Source organism: Streptomyces sp. NPDC039736, from assembly GCF_055596485.1.
Genome location: NZ_JBVIUQ010000002.1, coordinates 357722 through 374318, shown reverse-complemented (window position 1 = coordinate 374318; position 16597 = coordinate 357722). Strand labels below are relative to the sequence as shown.

Sequence of the window (16597 nt, the reverse complement as noted above, 5' to 3'; positions counted from 1 at the left end):
CGGGAGGGCGTGTGAGGTTCGTCGAGGTGGCGAGGGCTTCCCGGAGTGTCGGGGCGGCTTCCGGGCGTACCCGGAAGGTGGCGTTGCTGGCGGAGGTGTTCCGGGGGGCGGCGGGGGCGGACGAGGCGGCGTTGGTGGTGACGTACTTGTCGGGGAGGCTGCCGCAGCGGCGCATCGGGGTGGGGTGGGGGGTGCTCAAGGACGCCGCGGGGCCGGCCGCGGAGGCGTCCTTGGAGGTGACGGACGTGGACGCGGCGTTGGGCCGGATCGCGGCCGTCGCCGGGCAGGGAGCGCGGGCGGAGCGCAAGCGGCTGGTCGACGCACTGCTGGGGGCGGCGACGGAGGAGGAGCGGGAGTTCCTGGTGCCGCTGATTCGCGGGGAGCTGCGGCAGGGCGCGCTGGACGCGGTCGCGGCGGAGGCGTTGGCGAAGGCGTACGAGGCTCCGGTGGAGGGCGTACGGCAGGCGCTCATGCTCGGCGGTTCGCTCGCGGAGGTGGCGCGGGCGCTCGCGGCGGGCGGGGCCGGGGCGTTGGAGGCGTTCCGGCTGGAGGTGGGGCGGGCGGTGCTGCCGATGCTGGCGCAGAGCGCGAAGACGCTGGCGGAGGCGGTGGAGCGGGTGGGGGTCTGCGCCGTTGAGGAGAAGCTCGACGGGGTGCGGATCCAGGTGCACCGGGGTGGTGGCGAGGTGCGGGTGTTCAGCCGGACGCTCGTGGAGATGACCGGGCGGGTGCCGGAGGTGGTGGAGCTCGTACGGGAGCTGCCCGGCGGGGACCTGGTGCTGGACGGGGAACTGCTCGCGGTCGGGGAGGACGGGCGGCCGCGGCCGTTCCAGGAGACGTCGGGGCGGGTGGGGAGCGCGGTCGGGGCGGACGGGCTGCCGGTGGGGGTGCCGCTCACGCCGCTCTTCTTCGACGTGCTGTACGGGGAGGGGCGTGAACTCCTCGGAGTACCGGACGCCGAGCGTCGTGCCGTACTGGAACGGGTCGTGCCGGACGAGGAGTTGAGGGTACGGAGGGTAGCCCCGGTCCGGCCGGGCGAATTGGCGGCGGCGGAGGAGTTCCAGCGGGAGGTGCTGGCGCGGGGGCACGAGGGGGTCGTCGTGAAAGGGCTCGACGCGGGGTACCGGGCGGGGCGGCGGGGGGCCTCGTGGGTGAAGGTGAAGCCCGTGCACACGCTGGACCTGGTGGTGCTGGGGGCCGAGTGGGGCAGCGGGCGGCGGACCGGGTGGCTGTCGAACCTGCACCTGGGGGCGCGGGGGGAGGACGGGTCGTTCGTGATGCTCGGGAAGACGTTCAAGGGGCTGACGGACGAGGTGCTGGCGTGGCAGACGGCGCGGCTGAAGGAGCTGGCCGTGGCGGAGGAGGGGTGGGGGGTGCGGGTGCGACCGGAGCTGGTGGTGGAGATCGCGTTCGACGGGGTGCAGAGGTCGACGCGGTATCCGGCGGGGGTGACGTTGAGGTTCGCGCGGGTGGTGCGGTATCGGGAGGACAAGGGGGTGGGGGAGGTTGACGGGGTGGAGGTGGTGAAGGGGGTGTTGGGGGGTTAGGGGGTGGAGGTTGCGTCGCCGACGGAGATGGGGTGGGGGATGCGGCGCGCAAGAGGTAAGGGGGAGGGAAGGGCGGCCCGGGCGTCCGAGGGGACGGGGGTTGCGTCGTCGGCAGGAGCGGGGTGGGGCTGCGGCGCGCGAGAAGTGAGGGGAGAGGGGAGGGTGGCCCCGGTGCCCGAGGGGGCGGGGGTTGCGTCACCGACGGGGATGGGGTGGGGGGAGCTGCGGTGCACAAGAAGCGAGGGGGAGGGGAGGGTGGCCCCGGCGCCCGAGGGGACGGAGGTCGCGTCGCCGACGGGGATGGGGTGGGGGGAGCTGCGGCGCACAAGAAGCGAAGGGAAGGGCAGCCCCGGCGTCCGAGGAGACGGAGGTCGCGTCGCCGACGGGGATGGGGCGGGGGGAGCTGCGGCGCACAAGAAGCGAAGGGAAGGGCAGCCCCGGCGTCCGAGGAGACGGAGGTCGCGTCGCCGACGGGGATGGGGCGGGGGGAGCTGCGGCGCGCAAGAAGCGAGGGGGAGGGAAGGGCGGCCCCGGCGTCCGAGGGGGCGGAGGTCGCGTTTCGGAGGGGGTGAGGGTGGCGGGGGAGAAGGATACGTAGCATGCCCGGCATGGATGACGGAGTCGGATCGGCACGGGAGCTCACCCACGACGAGGTCGAGCTCATCGCCCACGCGCGGCGCATCGTCGATGCCCACGGCGACGGCGACCAGGACGGCAGGCACACCATGGGCGCCGCCGTCCGCAGCGCCGACGGGAGCGTGTACGGCGGAATCAACCTCTACCACTTCACCGGCGGCCCCTGCGCCGAACTCGTCGCCCTCGGGCACGCCCGCGCTTCCGGGGCCCGGGAGTTGACGACGATCGTCGCGGTCGGGGATCGCGGGCGCGGTCCTGTCGGGCCGTGCGGACGGGACCGGCAGGTGCTGCTCGACCACCACCCCGGCATCCGCGTCCTGCTGCCCACACCCGAGGGGGTGCGGAGCGTGGTCGTGGAGGACCTGATGCCGTACGGAGCGCGGTGGACGCCCGACGAGGGCATGTCCTCGCCGCACGCCGAGGGGGAGGCGACGTGACCGCCGCACTGGTGGGGGCCGACTGGCTGGCAGCGCGCCTCGGACACGAGGGGGTCGTGGTGCTGGACGCCTCCGTGGGGGCGAACCGGCGGAAGGGGCCGTGGATCCCCGGCGCGCTCGTCTTCGACATCGACGGGGAGATGTCCGACGCGGCGAGCGACATCCCGCACACCATGCCGAGTGATGCGCAATTCACCGAGCGGGTAAGGGGGTTGGGGGTACGGAGCGCCGATCAGGTCGTGGTGTACGACACCGTCGGGATCTACTCCAGCGCCCGCGCCTGGTGGATGCTGCGCGCGGCCGGGTTCGAGCAGGTGGCGGTGCTGGACGGCGGGCTCCCCGCGTGGCGCGCGGCGGGCGGGGCCGTCAGCGGCACTCCCGCCGAGCCCCCTGCCCGGGCCGGCGACTTCACGGCACGCGTCTCCCCCGGAGCCTTCCTCGGGCGGGACGACGTGCGCAGGGCGCTGGGCTCCCCCGGCGTCCGCGTCCTCGACGCACGCTCGCGCGGGCGTTTCGCGGGTACGGAACCGGAGCCGCGGGCGGGGCTGCGCGGCGGGCACATGCCGGGGGCGGTGAATCTGCCGTTCGGGGAGCTCCAGGACGGGGAGGGGCGGATGCTTCCCGGGGCGCGCTTGCGGGCGAGGTTCGACGAACTCGCCGTTGGTGCGCAGCAGTTGGTGGTGAGCTGTGGGTCGGGGGTCACCGCGTGCGTGCTGGCGCTCGGGGCGGAGGCCGCCGGGTACGGGGAGCGGGTGGCGGTGTACGACGGGTCGTGGAGCGAATGGGGGCTGGAGGGGGCCGGGACGCCGGTCGTGACCGGGGAGGCGTAGTGGCACGGGCGTGACCCGCGCGTGCCAAGCGGGCATCAAGCACACATCAAGGAACGGGCAGGAGTTGGCGAAATGCGTCAGCGTGCCGTCAACTCCCGCCGTAAGAGGTGCTTTTGCTGCTTAACCTCCCCCCATGGGACCCGAGGGAGGGCCGCCCCGCGAGACGGCGTTCGACGCGGAATGGGCCGACGCGGTACGGCACGCGGTGCGGTGTGCGGTGGCGTTTCTGGTGATGCTGCTGGCGGTCGACGCGGGCGCGGGGGCGTCGAGCTGGGTGCGGACGGCGGTGTGGGCGGGGCTGGCGCTGGTGCTGCTGGTGATCCTGGTGCCGGTGCGGGTGGCGGCGGGGAACGGGTGGGTGTCCGTGCGCGGGCTGCTGGGTGAGCGTGTCGTACGGACGGACCGGCTGGTCGCCGTGCGGTGGGCGGAGGGGGTCTCCGGGCGGGTGGTGCTGCGGGACGCGCACGGCGGGCGGGTGGAGCTGGATACCAGGGTGCTGGCGGCCAATCCGGAGCTGTGGCGTCTGGTGGACGAAGGGGTGCGGGTGTCGCGGGCGGCGACGCTGCGGTGCGGGACGGCGGAGACGCGTCGGCTCGGGGAGCGGGTGGACGGGGAGACGGCGCGGGCGGTGTTCCGGGTGTCGGGGTTGGAGTAGGGGACGAAGTGGGTTGGTTGGGCGGGGTGCTGGCGTAGGACGGGATGTGTCGCCGGGGCGGTTGCCACCGGGGTCCCCCGCCCTCGGTCGCGTCGCCCTCAGCAGCTCACGTCCGACCCCGGACGCACGCCCCCGGTCAGGAAGGCCGTGACGCGGGCGTCGCCGCAGGCGTTGCCCGTGCCCAGGTAGGAGCCGTGGCCCGTGGTGTTCACGCTGACCAGGCGGGCCCGGTCGCCCAGCGCCTCGCGCATTTTCAGGGCGCCGAAGTACGGGGTGGAGGGGTCCCGGCGGTTCTGGACGACGAGGATGTTGGAGGGGCCCGAGGACGTGATCCGGGCCGGTTCATCAGCCGGGGCCCACTTCCAGAAGGAGCACGGGGTGATGTTGGCCGGGAAGCCCGCCGTCAGCGGGTACCGGGCGCGGTCGGCCAGGACGGCTCGGCGGTGGGCGGCGACCGTCCCCCGCCCCTCGGGCCACCGCACGTCGTTGCAGATCACGCCGATGGTGGTCGCCGCGTCGGCGTCCGGGACCGGCCCCGCGACGTCGGGGGTGAGCACCGGCCTGACCTCCGGGTCCGTACTCGACGCGGCGGCGATCAGTCTGGCCAGGGCGGGGTGGTTGGCCTGGCCGTAGAGGGTGTTCTGGAGGGCCTGGCGGAGGCGGTTGCCGGTGAGGGGGGTTCCGGGGGTCGTCGACTCCTTCGGCGCACGGTCCAGGCGCGCCGCCAGCGCGAGCACCAACGGACGTACGAGAGCGGGGTGTTGGGCCAGTCGTGGCGCGAGCCCGTCCGTCTCGCGGGCCGGGTCGGCCGCCCACGCCGCGAACGCGGGGAAGGCGTCCTCGACGGCCTGCCCCGTGTTGCGCATCCAGGTCCGCGCGAGGTGCGCCGGATCGGGGTCGGCGACGCTGTCCAGCACCCAGCGGTCGGTGTACTGCGGGTACTTCTGCGCGTACACGGCAGCCGCGTACGCCCCGTACGACGTCCCCCACGCGGACAGCTTGCGCTCGCCGAGGGCGCGGCGGAAGAGGTCCATGTCGCGGACCTGGTTGGCGGTGGAGAGGCTGCGCAGGACCGGGCCGCCGTTCTCGGCGCAGAGGGCGGCGGTGCGGCGGGAGCGCTCGATGTTGGCGTCGATGTTCCCGCCCGGGGCGGGCCAGGAGCGGAGGGTCGTCAGGTGGCGGTCGGCGGAGGGGAGGCGGCAGGTGGCGCGGGTGCTGCCGCCGGTGCCCCGGGGGTCGAGGGCGACGAGGTCGTAGGCGTCGCCGAGCCGGTCCCGGAGCTTCGTGCCCCGCTGGGTGAGCCGCTGCACACCGGACCCGCCGGGGCCGCCGGCCAGCACCAGGAGCGCCCCGCGCCGCTTGGCCGGGTCCTCGCTGCGTACGCGGGACACGGCGAGGGAGAGCTGCGGCCCGGCGGGGTCGGCGTGGTCGACCGGCACGGTGAGGGTGGCGCACTCCTGGGTGGCGGGCCCGCCCAGGTCGGGGCGGGGGCAGGGGGTCCAGGCGAGGGCGTCCTGCGGGGTTGGGGCGGCCTGCGGAGCCGAGGCGGCCTGCCGGACCGGGGCGGCCTGGGCGCCGGGGACGGTGAGCGGGCTGATCGCGGCGGCGGTGGAGAGGGCGAGGAGGAGGCTCTTCGAGCGGTAAGTAGGCACATCAGCAAGGTATTTGGGCTTGAGGCGGGGGCCCATCGGGCAGCCCGGTGAGCCGGGGGTGGGGGTAGCCCCCGGCTTCCCGACCCCGACCCCGGCCCCGGCCCACGTCCCGAGCCGACCCATGCCCCGAGCCGGGGCACGGCCACCGGAGCACAACCACCGGAGCGCAGGCGTCGGCCCGCACCCCACACCTCCGCACCCCCCACCCCGCACCCCGCACCCACGCACCCCGCACCCCGCACCCCGCACCCCGCACCCACGCTCCCCCGCCGCCCGAGGCCCCGCCCCCCAAGGGCCGTTCGAGCGGCTGGCCCCCGCCGGGGCGGCGTGTTGAGCACCGGCGCACGAAGTCGCCAAGGTATTCGTACGCTTATGACCTTTTTGGTCCTGGCCCATTTCCTCCTCGCCCTCTGCGCCGCCCCCCTCGTCCGCCGCCGGGGACCGCGTGCCTTCGTCGCGCTCGCCCTTCCTCCGGCCGTCGCCCTCGGGTGGGCGCTGACCCGGTGGGGCGAGGTCGTGGACGGGAGACCGGTCGACGAGGCGTGGACGTGGATCGGGGGGTACGGGGTCGAGGTCGCCTTCCGGCTGGACGCCCTGTCGCTGCTCATGGTGGTCCTGGCGGCCGGTGTCGGCGCGCTCGTGCTGCTGTACTGCGTGAGCTACTTCGACGCGGGCGAGCGTCGACTCGGCCCGTTCGCCGGGCAGTTGCTCGGTTTCGCCGGGGCGATGCTGGGACTGGTCCTCGCGGACGACCTCGTGGTGCTGTACCTGTTCTGGGAGCTGACGACCGTCCTGTCGTTCCTGCTCATCGGGTACGACTGCGAGAAGCGCGGCGCACGCAGGTCCGCGCTCCAGGCGCTCACCGTCACCTCGGCCGGCGGGCTCGCCATGTTCGTCGGGTTCCTGATGATCGGGGACGCGGCCGGAACGTACCGGATCTCGCGGATCGTCGAGCAGCCGCCCGCGCAGAGCACGGCCCTCTCCGTCGCCGTCGTGCTCGTCCTGTGCGGGGCCGTCGCCAAGTCGGCGATCTGGCCGCTGAGCCTGTGGCTGCCCGGCGCGATGGCCGCGCCGACGCCCGTGAGCGCCTATCTGCACGCCGCCGCCATGGTGAAGGCCGGGGTGTACCTCGTGGCCCGGCTCGCGCCCGCCCTCGCCCACGTCGCGCCGTGGCGGCCGCTGATCCTCACCCTCGGCGCCGCGACCCTGCTGCTCGGCGGCTGGCACGCGCTGCGGCAGAACGACCTCAAGCTGATCCTGGCGTACGGGACGGTCTCCCAGCTCGGGTTCCTGATGCTGCTGGCGGGAGCCGGGACGTACCGCGCCGCGCTCGCCGCCGGCGCGATGATCCTCGGGCACGCCCTCTTCAAGGCGCCCCTGTTTCTGCTGACGGGGATCGTCGACCACGCCGCCGGGACCCGCGACCTGCGGAAGCTGTCGGGGGTGGGGCGGGCCCTCCCGTGGGTGGCCGGCGTGGCCGTCGTCGCCGGGATGTCGATGACCGCGCTGCCCCCGCTGCTCGGGTTCGCCGCCAAGGAGGCCGCCTTCGAGGCGCTGCTCGACGGGACGGCCGGGGAACGCCGGCTGCTCGTGTCGGCCGTGCTCGGCTCGGTGCTCACCACCGCGTACACCCTGCGGTTCCTGTGGGGGGCCTTCGCCCGCAAGCCGGGGCGGGCCGACACGCCCGTGCACCGCGTCGGGCCCGCCTTCCTCGCGCCGCCCGCGCTCCTCGCCCTCGGCAGTCTCCTGCTGGGGCCCGGCATCGGGTGGACCGCCGGGCTGTTCGAGCGGTACGCCGCCCAGTACCCGGTGCCGGAACACCCGTACCACCTCGACCTCTGGCACGGCTTCGGCCCCGCGCTCGGGCTCTCCGCGCTCGCCTGGGTCCTCGGGGCGGGGCTCTTCGTCCTGCGCGCCCCGGTGGCCCGGCTCGGTTCGCGGATCGCCTGGCCGTCCGCCGAGCGGGCCTTCGACGGGTCCGTACTGGGCGTGGAGCGGGCCTCGCTCCAGCTCACCGGGTACGTCCAGAAGGGGTCGCTGCCCGCGTACGTCGCCACCGTCCTCGCCGTCATGACCTGCGGGCTGCTCGCCGTGTTCGCCGCCGACCGGCCCTGGCAGCACGACCCGCCCGCGCCCCGCCTCTGGGACACCCCGTGGCAGGCCGTCGTCGCGGCCCTGACCTGCGGCTGCGCCCTGCTGTGCCTCTCCGTGCAGCGCCGCATGCAGGCCGCCGTGCTGGCCGGGCTCACCGGGTACGGCACGGCTCTGCTGTACGTCGTCCACGGCGCGCCCGACCTGGCGCTCACCCAGTTCGGGGTGGAGACGGTCTCCACGGTGGTGCTCGTCCTCGTACTGCGGCGGCTGCCCCTGTTCTTCGGCGACGCCCAGCCACGGCGCCGGCGCGCGACGGGGCTGGTGCTCGCCCTGGCCGGCAGTCTGGCGGCGGCGGTCGCGGTGTGGCTGGCGGCGGGCGCGCGCACGGGCGCCTCGATCGGGACGGCCATGGTCGGGGCGACCGCCGAGCACGGGCTCAAGGACGTCGTCGCGACGATCCTGGTGGACTTCCGGGCCTGGGACACGCTGGGCGAGTCGGCCGTGCTGGCGGCGGCCGTCGCCGGGGTGACCGGCCTGCTGTTCTCGGAGAGCGGGCTGGAGGATCCGGACGTGCCGGGGACGTGGCGGCCCGGCACGCGGACCGCCGCGCAGGCACGGGCCGAACCCCCGCCCTCTCCGTACGACGCGGCCGCGCCGGAGGGCTCCTGGCTCGCGGCGGGCGGCGCGACCGACCCCCGGCACCGGTCGGTGGTCTTCGAGGTGGTCGCCCGGCTGGTCTTCCACCCGGTCCTGATCCTCTCCGCGTACCTGCTCTTCTGCGCGGAGAACCTGCCGGGCGGCGGTTTCGTCGGTGGGCTGGTCGCGGGAATCGCCCTGACGATCCGTTACCTGGCGGGCGGGCGGCACGAGTTGGCGGCGGCCACCGGCTTCCACGCCGGGTTCTTCGTCGGCCTCGGGCTCGCGCTGTCCACCACGGTCGCGCTCGCGGGGCTGTTCTTCGGCGGGACCGTGCTGCACTCCTGGTCCTGGCACGGGCATCTGCCGCTGATCGGGGAGTGGCACGCCGGTACGTCCGTCGTCTTCGACGTCGGGGTGTACCTGCTGGTGACGGGCGTCGTCCTGGAGACGGTCCGGGCGATCGGCGCGTGGGCGGACCAGGGGGCGGAGGGGGCGGAGCCGACGGAGGGAGCCGATTCGGCGGAGGAGGGCGAGCCGGCGGCGGGGGCCGGTCGCCGGGTCCGTCCCGCCGGCACGGGCCCCGCCGGACCTCGTGCCCGCACCCTTCCGGAGGAGACCCCGTGACCGTCAGCGCCACCCTGCTCGCCTGCGCCGTCGTGCTGACCTTCGTCGGCAGCGTCCTCGTCCTGACCCGCAGCCTCACCCGGGTCCTGATGGGCGTCATCGTCGCCGGCAACGGGGTCAACCTCTTCGTCCTCGCCGGGAGCGGACCGGCCGGGAAACCGCCGCTGCTGTACCCGGGGGTGGACCACGCCACGGTGAGCGATCCGTTCCCGCAGGCCATCGCGCTGACGGCGGTGGTGATCACGCTGGGCGCCACCGCGTTCGTACTGGCGATGGCGTACCGCAGCACACAGCTCACCGGTACGGACTTCGTCCCCGACGACGTGTCCGACCGCCGGGTCGCCCTGCGCGCGCAACTCGCGATGGAGCGGCGTCAGTTGCTGGCGAGAGCCCACGCCGGGAAGACGGACCGGCACAGCGCGCGCGGGGCGTGGCGCGAACTCTGGCGCGAGCAGCGCCGCCGGCTGCGCAACGACCGCGCGTACCAGGCCCGCGCGGGCGGTTACGCGGACAACCGCTGGGACGACGTCCTCGGCACGGACCCGGGGGAACGGGGGGACCCGGAGGAACGGGGGGACCCGGGGGACCCGGCCGCCCCGCCGGCCCCACCGCCCCCCACGAACCCCGAGCCCCCGACCCGTCCCCAGGAGTCCCGTTGAACGCGCTCGTGCCGTTGCCCGTCGTGCTGCCCCTCGCCGTCTGCGGGTGGTCGGTGGCCGTCGGGCCCCGGTTCGTCGCCGCGCAGCGTGTCGTGTCCGTCGCCGTGCTGGGCGCCGTTCTCGCCGTCGACCTCGTCCTCCTCGTCCAGGCCGACCGGACCGGACCCCTCGCCGTCCATCTCGGCGACTTCGCGCCCCCGCTCGGCGTGACGCTCGTCGCCGACCGGCTGTCCGCGCTCATGCTGACCGTGTCCGGAGCGGTCACCCTGCTCGTCCTGCTGTACGCGCTGGGGCAGGAGGGGCGGGCGCGCGGGCCCCGGCCGTTCTCCTTCTTCCACCCCGCCTACCACCTCCTCATCGCGGGCGTCTCCCTGACCTTCCTCGCCGGTGACCTGGTCAACCTCTACGTCGGCTTCGAGATCATGCTGATGGCGAGCTTCGTGCTGATCACCGTCGCGGGCAACGAGGCCCGGCTGCGCGCCGGTTCGACGTACGTGATCGTCTCCCTCGCGTCCTCGCTCGTCTTCCTAGTCGGCATCGCCCTCACCTACGCCGCCACCGGCACCGTGAACTTCGCCCAGCTCTCCCTGGCACTGGGCGAACTCCCGGCCGGCATCCGCACCCTCGCGCAGGCCCTGCTGCTCACCGTCTTCGGCGTGAAGGCCGCCGCCTTCCCGGTCGGGGCCTGGCTGCCGGACTCCTACCCGACCGCCCCCGCGCAGGTCACCGCCGTCTTCGCCGGCCTGCTCACCAAGGTCGGCGTGTACTGCATGCTCCGCACCGAGACCCTGCTCTTCCCCGGCAACCGGCTCGCCCCCGTCCTGATGACCGTGGCCTGCGCCTCCATGCTGGTCGGCATCCTGGGCGCGGTCGCGCAGACCGACCTCAAGCGGCTGCTGTCGTTCACCCTCGTCAGCCACATCGGCTTCATGCTGTACGGGCTGGCGCTCGGCAGCGCGGCCGGGATCGGCGGCGCGATCGTCTACACCGCGCACCACATCACCGTGCAAGCGACCCTCTTCCTGGCCTGCGGGCTGCTCGAAGAGCGGTACGGGACGACGGAGCTGACCCGGCTCGGCGGGATCGTCCGGGCCGCGCCGCTGCTGGCCGCGCTGTGGTTCGTGCCCGCGATGAGCCTCGCCGGGATTCCGCCGCTGTCCGGGTTCCTCGGCAAGCTGGGGCTGGTCCGGGCCGGGGTGGCGGACGGCGGGGCCTGGGCGTACGCCGGGGCGGGCGTCGCCATGGCGACGAGCCTGCTCACGCTGTACGTCGTCACCAAGGTGTGGAACCTCGCCTTCTGGCGCACCGCCCCCGCCCCGGACGCCGCGCCCGCCCCGGCCCTCACCCACCCGGCGGACCCCCCGCCCCTGGGCGGCGGCGCGACCGTCGTCCGCACCGCGACCGCGCCCCGCACGGAGGCGGCGTCCGGCCGGGCCGTGCTCCGCCTGCCCACCGCCGTGACCGCGGCCGCCGTCGCGCTCGGCCTGGCGTACACCTTCCTGGCCTCCCCCCTGATCGGCGTGGCGGACCGCTCCGCCGCCGAACTCCTCGCCCGCACCCCCTACATCGAGGCGGTGCTCGGACCGTGAGCGCACCCGGCACCACCACCCCCCGCGCCCGGCGCGGCCGCCTCGACCTGCCGCTGATCGCCTGGCTGACCGTGATCTGGATGCTGCTCTGGTCCGGCGCGACCTGGGGCAACCTCATCAGCGGGCTCGCGGTCGCCACCGTCCTGTGCCTGCTCTTCCCGCTGCCGCCCGTCGAACTCGGCCTGCGGCTGCGCCCGTTGGGCATCCTGCTGCTCGCCAGGTCCCTGCTGCGCGACATCGTCGCCGCCAGCCACGCCGTCGCACTGCTCGCCTGGTCCGGGCGGGTCGGTCCGGCGGCCGTGGTGGGGGTGCCGCTGCGCTGCCGTACGGACCTGATGCTCGCGGCGACCGCCGTCGCGGTCTCCAGCGTGCCCGGCGGCGCGCTCATCGAGGTCGACGCGGCCGCCGCCACCCTGTACCTGCACGTCTCGGGTGCGGACGACCCGCGGACCGTGGCCCGCACCCGGCGTGACGTATGGCGGCTGGAGCGGCTGGTGGTACGGGCGTTCGGCACCCGGGAGGAGCTGGCACGGGTGCGGCGGGACCCTCCGCCGACCGATCCCCCGCCACCCCCGTCGCCTGAATCCCCGCCGGCCGATCCCCCGCCACCCCCGTCGCCCGAATCCCCGTCGCCCAAAACCCCACCGACCGGATCCCCGCCGGCCGAAGCCGCGCCGCCTCCCTCGTCCGAGCCCCCTTCTCCCCCCGCCGGAAAGGCCCCCCGCCCGTGAAGCTGGCCGCCGACGTCCTCCTCAACGCCGCCCTCGCCGTGCTCGCCCTCGCCGGGGCCCTGGTGCTGATCCGGATCGCCCGCGGGCCCTCGATGCTGGACCGGGCGGTCTCCGTCGACGTCGCGGCGGCCCTGATCGTCGCCGGGGTCGGCGTCGAGGCGGCCCTGACGGAGACCCGCTACTACCTGTCGATCATGCTGGTGCTGGCCTTCCTCGGCTTCACCAGCTCGGTCTCGATCGCCCGGTTCATCGCCCGGCGGGACCGCCCCACGGCGAAGGAGCGCGCCTCGTGAACGACCCGAGCCCCTGGTCCGGCGCCGCGGACCTGATCAGCTCGGTCCTGATCCTCATCGGGGCGGTGAACTGCCTGTCCGGCGTCATCGGGCTGCTGCGGCTGCCGGACGTGTTCACCCGGAGCTACGCGGCGACGAACCCGCAGACCTTCGGCATGCTGATGCTCCTGGCCGGGGTCGCGCTGCGGCTGCGCTCCACCTTCGACCTGGGGACGCTGGTCCTGGTCGCCTTCTTCCAACTGCTGACGAGCGCGGTCGCGGCCCACCTCGTCGCCCGGGCCGCGTACCGGACGGGACTGGCCGACGACACCCCCCTGCTCTACGACGAACTGGCCGACCGCCACCGCCACCGCTGACGCTGACGCGGATCCCCGCGCCCCCGGGGAGGGGGCGCGGGGAGCACGAAAGGGAGACCCCGGAGGGGAGTCAGCGCTTGGTGGTGGGACCGCCGAGGTCGCCGTCGGCGTACTTGGCGCGGACGCCGTCGTTGAAGTCGACCTCCTCCTTGCGCACCTGGCCGGTCATCTCCTTCTGCTCGGTCACCTTGTAGACCTCCAGCCGCACCCGCTCGACCGGCACCGTCTCCTTGCGCATCACCGCGCGCTCCTCGTGCAGGACGACCTCGACCTGGCCCTCGCCGATCTGCGCCGCCGTGCGGCCCGCGCGGCGCTCCTCGTCCGTGATCGGGACGCGGGTGACCCGCACCTCCTCGTGGCTGACCGCCACGGACTTGGTGACGTCCTCCGTCACGACCCGCTTGCGGAGCTGGGCCCGGCCCGCCTCGCGTTCCTCGGTCGCGAAGCTCAGGCGCTCCTCGGAGAGCAGGAGCTCCTCGGTCTGGCCCTTGACGCCGTCCGCACCGGCGGCCGAGCGGGCCCCGGCGCCCGCCAGGGTGCGTCCGCCCGTGCCGTCCGACATGGTGTCGGCCAGCGGACGGGCCGTCGTCCTGCCGCGGTCGGCGGCACCGGAGGCGGCCGCGGCCGCCGTACCGGTCGCTGCCGTACCGGCGGCCGCCGCACCCGCGGCGCCTGCCGCGTGGCGGCCCGTCGACGTCGTCTGCGTCGTCTGTGTCGTCTGCGTCGTACGGCCCGCGGCGCCGTTGCCGGAGAGGCGGCCGGTGTCGCCGGGACCCGACAGCCCGTAGTGCCGGTACAGCTCGCCCTCCTCGGACCGGTCCAGGTGGCCGTCCACGTCGATCCTCGGGGCGTCCTTGATGAGGTCCTTGCTGTGCGGCACGCGCAGGCCGCTGTCCGTGCGCGTCGAACCGGCCAGGGGCACGAAGGTCTCCTTGGTGCCGAACAGCCCGGTCCGTACCGTGACCCACTCCGGTTCCCCGGTGGTGTCGTCGCGGTAGACCTTCTGCACGGCCCCGACCTTGTTGCCCTCTGCGTCGACCACGTTCGCGCCGGACAGGTCCTCGGGGGTGTAGCCGTTGGGAGCGGTCATGGGCTTCTCGTCTCCTTCCGCGCAGCGTCGGTGCGGCACTGATGCGGCACCGATCCAGTGCGATGCCCTGCGCATACGTCCAGTGCGCGCCTCTCCCGCCGCGTTCGCTACCCCAGTGATCGCGCGAACACCCTCCGAAAGCGCCCCCGGACCCGCCGGGGAGCCGCCCCACCGGCTGTATCAGGCCCTGCACGGTCTGTCGGGCCCGTTCCGCCCCAGGTACTCCGTTCGAGTGAACCCGGTTCTGGAGGCGGTCTTGCTCCGGGCCGTCACGACCTGTCACCGTGCGGTCCGTACGCTGACACGTGATGCCCTGACGGGCCACACTGGTGGGCACATCGAGAACCGCGTGTGGGGGCGACATGGCACTCGGCTACACCCGGCGCACCGGCACGCTGCCCGTGGAAGTGACCGGTTTCGTGGGGCGGGTCTCCGAGCTCGACCGCGTCCGGGAACTGCTGCGGCGCTCGCGTCTTGCCACGCTGATCGGGCCGGGCGGCGTCGGCAAGAGCCGTCTCGCACTGCGTACGGCGCTGTCGCTCAAGGGCGACTACGACGACGGGGTCGTGCTGGTCGAATTGTCCGCGCTGCACGACCCGGAGCTGCTGCCGGGCGCCGTGGCGAGCGCGCTGGGGCTGCCCGAGCAGTCCGGGCGGGTGGTCGTGGACGTCGTCGTCGAGCACCTGGAGGAGCGCCGGGTGCTGCTCGTGCTCGACACCTGCGAGCACCTCCTCGACGCGTGCGCGCTGCTGGCGGACCTGCTGCTGCGCGAGGCGCCGGGCGTGACGGTGCTGGCGACCAGCCGGCAGCCGCTGGACGTCCCCGGCGAGCACACGCTGCCGGTGCCGCCGCTGGGCGACGTGGACGCCGTCGAGCTGTTCGCGCAGCGGGCGGCGGCCGTCGTGCCGGACTTCGAGGTGACCGACGACAACCGCGACGACGTGCTCGCCCTGTGCCACCGGCTGGACGGCATCCCGCTGGCCATCGAGCTGGCGACGGTACGGCTGCGGGCCCTGCCCCTGGCGCAGCTCGCCGCACGTCTGGAGCACCGCTTCCAGGTCCTCACCGGCGGGCGGCGCAGCGCGAGCCTGCCCCGGCACCAGACGCTCCGTACCGCCATCGACTGGAGCCACGAGCTGTGCTCCCCGCAGGAGAAGCTGCTGTGGTCGCGGCTGTCGGTATTCGCCGGCTCCTTCGACCTGACGGCGGTCGAGGAGGTCTGCTCCGACGACTCCGACGACTCAGCCGCCCCCGACGGCTCGACCGCCCCCGACGGCTCGGGGAGCGGCGGCGGCCCGCTGCCCCGCGAGGAGATCCTGGAGCACCTGATAGGGCTCGTCGACAAGTCCGTCGTGCTGCGCGACGGCGACGAGGGTGCCCGCTACCGGCTGCTCGACACCATTCGGGAGTACGGGGCGGACAAGTGCGGCGCCGCCGAGCGCGAACGGTGCGGGCGCCGGCACCGCGACCACTACCTGGGCCGCGCCTCGTACTTCTTCGAGATGCTGCTCAGCGCCGAACAGGTCCCGCTGTACTGGCAGTTGCACCGCGACCTCGCCGACCTGCGCAGGGCCCTGGACTACTCGCTCGCCCGCCCCGACGGGGTGCGCCCCGCCCTGGTGATGGCGGCCCGGCTGTGGCCGTTCTGGTCGACGGCCGGGCTCTTCGCGGAGGGCCGCTACTGGCTCGACAAGGGCCTGACCCAGGAGCCGGAGCCGTCGCGCGAGCGGTCCCAGGCGCTGCTGTGGGGCAGCCTGCTGGCCGTGATGCAGGGCGACGTGGGCGTGGCGCACGCGGGCTTCACGGAGACCATGGAGGTCGCCCGGGCCGCCCGTTGCGAGCTGGACCGGATGCTGGCGCTCGGCTACCTCGGCGGGATCGCCTGGCTGTTCGGGGAGACCGCACAGGGCCGCGAGGCGCTGACCGAGGCGCTGGCCGGGCTGGTGCGCATCGACGACCCGCTGGGCCTGACCCTGTTCCACTACGCCAACGCGTACTGCTTCGCCCTGATACGGCGTTCCGACGACTCGGACGCGCACGCCGACCAGGCGCTGCGCCGGATCAAGGAGGCCCCGGGCGGCGGGGTCGGCGAGTGCATGATCACCAGCCAGGTGCTCGGCATCAAGGGCATGGCCGCCTGGACCCGGAACGACCACTCCGAGAGCGTGCGCCTGGCCCGGGAGTCGCTGCGGGCCAGCCGGGAGCTGCGGGACGTGTTCGCCGCCACCAACTCCCTGGAGCTGCTCGCCTGGGGCTCGGCGGAGACCGGCCGCCACAGGCTGGCCGCCTGGCTGCTGGGGGCCTGTTCCGAGCAGTGGCGGAAGATCGGCTCGCCGATGATCGGGGTGGCGATCTACCAGGACGACCACTCCCGGGTGGAGACGGTCGTACGCGAGCAGCTCGGCGAACCGGAGTACCGGCTGCTCTACGAGCAGGGCGCGCGCCTCACCCTCGACCAGGCCGTCGAGCTGGCCCTGGCCGGGGCCTCCCGCCCGGTGTCCGCCGCGACCGCGGCCGACGGCAGGTCGTCCCTGGAGCACCTGACCCGGCGCGAGCGGGAGGTGGCGACGCTGGTCTCGGCGGGGCTGACCAACCGGGAGATCTCGGAGCGGCTGGTGATCTCCAAGCGGACGGCGGACGCGCACGTCGAGCACATCCTCGCCAAGCTCGGCTTCTCCTCGCGCACCCAGATCGCGGCGCTGGCGGGCGACGGGCCGGCGCTCGACGGGCCGGCAGGTGGGTGAGACGGCGGCGAGCGGGACGGC

At 74.5% G+C, this 16597-nt stretch carries 13 protein-coding genes; 11 read left to right on the top strand and 2 right to left on the bottom strand.

Going from position 1 to position 16597, the window contains the following annotated elements; all coding sequences use genetic code 11:
- Positions 1–11: 11 nt before the first annotated feature.
- The 4 genes from ACZ56L_RS06610 to ACZ56L_RS06595 all read left to right on the top strand — a co-directional run bounded on the left by ACZ56L_RS06610 (position 12) and on the right by ACZ56L_RS06595 (position 4105).
- The gene (locus tag ACZ56L_RS06610) at positions 12–1547 is read left to right on the top strand and encodes an ATP-dependent DNA ligase (RefSeq protein WP_471062242.1); all 1536 of its coding nucleotides are present in this window, start codon (positions 12–14) and stop codon (positions 1545–1547) included.
- Between the two features lie 608 nt (positions 1548–2155).
- On the top strand, positions 2156–2620 hold the full coding sequence (locus ACZ56L_RS06605) for a cytidine deaminase family protein (RefSeq protein WP_345221164.1): 465 nt from the start codon (positions 2156–2158) through the stop codon (positions 2618–2620).
- A complete protein-coding gene (locus tag ACZ56L_RS06600; protein WP_471062240.1) occupies positions 2617–3450 on the top strand; it encodes a sulfurtransferase in 834 nt (277 codons plus the stop codon). The genes ACZ56L_RS06605 and ACZ56L_RS06600 overlap by 4 nt, the downstream gene beginning before the upstream one ends.
- Before the next feature lie 133 nt (positions 3451–3583).
- Positions 3584–4105, top strand: a complete 522-nt coding sequence (locus ACZ56L_RS06595) for a hypothetical protein (protein WP_471062238.1) — start codon at positions 3584–3586, stop codon at positions 4103–4105.
- A gap of 98 nt (positions 4106–4203) precedes the next feature.
- Here the strand turns inward: ACZ56L_RS06595 and ACZ56L_RS06590 are convergent, their stop codons facing one another.
- On the bottom strand, positions 4204–5793 hold the full coding sequence (locus tag ACZ56L_RS06590) for an alpha/beta hydrolase (RefSeq protein ID WP_471062236.1): 1590 nt from the start codon (positions 5791–5793) through the stop codon (positions 4204–4206).
- 336 nt (positions 5794–6129) lie between these two features.
- Here ACZ56L_RS06590 and ACZ56L_RS06585 point away from each other — a divergent pair, with 336 nt between their 5' ends.
- From ACZ56L_RS06585 to mnhG, 6 genes are read left to right on the top strand one after another with little or no spacing between them, the layout of a single operon-like run.
- Positions 6130–9114 (top strand): Na+/H+ antiporter subunit A, encoded by a 2985-nt coding sequence (locus ACZ56L_RS06585; protein ID WP_471062234.1) that lies wholly within the window; start codon positions 6130–6132, stop codon positions 9112–9114.
- Positions 9111–9773: a Na(+)/H(+) antiporter subunit C gene (locus tag ACZ56L_RS06580; RefSeq protein ID WP_471062232.1), complete on the top strand. Its 663-nt coding sequence runs from the start codon at positions 9111–9113 to the stop codon at positions 9771–9773. The genes ACZ56L_RS06585 and ACZ56L_RS06580 overlap by 4 nt, the downstream gene beginning before the upstream one ends.
- A complete protein-coding gene (locus ACZ56L_RS06575; protein WP_471062230.1) occupies positions 9770–11362 on the top strand; it encodes a Na+/H+ antiporter subunit D in 1593 nt (530 codons plus the stop codon). Before ACZ56L_RS06580 ends, ACZ56L_RS06575 begins: the two co-directional genes overlap by 4 nt.
- Positions 11359–12093, top strand: coding sequence for a Na+/H+ antiporter subunit E (locus ACZ56L_RS06570; protein WP_471062228.1), 735 nt, complete (start codon positions 11359–11361; stop codon positions 12091–12093). Before ACZ56L_RS06575 ends, ACZ56L_RS06570 begins: the two co-directional genes overlap by 4 nt.
- Complete coding sequence (locus ACZ56L_RS06565) at positions 12090–12386, top strand: MrpF/PhaF family protein (RefSeq protein WP_471062226.1); 297 nt, start codon at positions 12090–12092, stop codon at positions 12384–12386. The genes ACZ56L_RS06570 and ACZ56L_RS06565 overlap by 4 nt, the downstream gene beginning before the upstream one ends.
- Positions 12383–12742, top strand: a complete 360-nt coding sequence (mnhG, locus tag ACZ56L_RS06560; protein ID WP_471062224.1) for a monovalent cation/H(+) antiporter subunit G — start codon at positions 12383–12385, stop codon at positions 12740–12742. The genes ACZ56L_RS06565 and mnhG overlap by 4 nt, the downstream gene beginning before the upstream one ends.
- Before the next feature lie 70 nt (positions 12743–12812).
- Here mnhG and ACZ56L_RS06555 read toward each other — a convergent pair whose 3' ends face one another.
- Positions 12813–13832 carry a PRC and DUF2382 domain-containing protein gene (locus ACZ56L_RS06555; RefSeq protein WP_345221144.1) on the bottom strand — a complete coding sequence of 340 codons (1020 nt, stop codon included), beginning with the start codon at positions 13830–13832 and terminating at the stop codon, positions 12813–12815.
- 362 nt (positions 13833–14194) lie between these two features.
- Here ACZ56L_RS06555 and ACZ56L_RS06550 point away from each other — a divergent pair, with 362 nt between their 5' ends.
- Entirely contained in the window at positions 14195–16576 is a 2382-nt protein-coding gene (locus ACZ56L_RS06550) for an ATP-binding protein (RefSeq protein ID WP_471062222.1), read from the top strand.
- The last annotated feature ends 21 nt before the right edge of the window (positions 16577–16597 follow it).

What these genes read in the sequence shown, in the direction of transcription:
- ACZ56L_RS06605 (WP_345221164.1), top strand. Translation starts at nt 2,156, where the DNA reads ATGGATGACGGAGTCGGATCGGCACGGGAGCTCACCCACGACGAGGTC.
- ACZ56L_RS06555 (WP_345221144.1), bottom strand. Translation starts at nt 13,832, where the DNA reads ATGACCGCTCCCAACGGCTACACCCCCGAGGACCTGTCCGGCGCGAAC.
- ACZ56L_RS06585 (WP_471062234.1), top strand. Translation starts at nt 6,130, where the DNA reads ATGACCTTTTTGGTCCTGGCCCATTTCCTCCTCGCCCTCTGCGCCGCC.
- ACZ56L_RS06595 (WP_471062238.1), top strand. Translation starts at nt 3,584, where the DNA reads ATGGGACCCGAGGGAGGGCCGCCCCGCGAGACGGCGTTCGACGCGGAA.
- ACZ56L_RS06590 (WP_471062236.1), bottom strand. Translation starts at nt 5,793, where the DNA reads ATGGGCCCCCGCCTCAAGCCCAAATACCTTGCTGATGTGCCTACTTAC.
- ACZ56L_RS06550 (WP_471062222.1), top strand. Translation starts at nt 14,195, where the DNA reads ATGGCACTCGGCTACACCCGGCGCACCGGCACGCTGCCCGTGGAAGTG.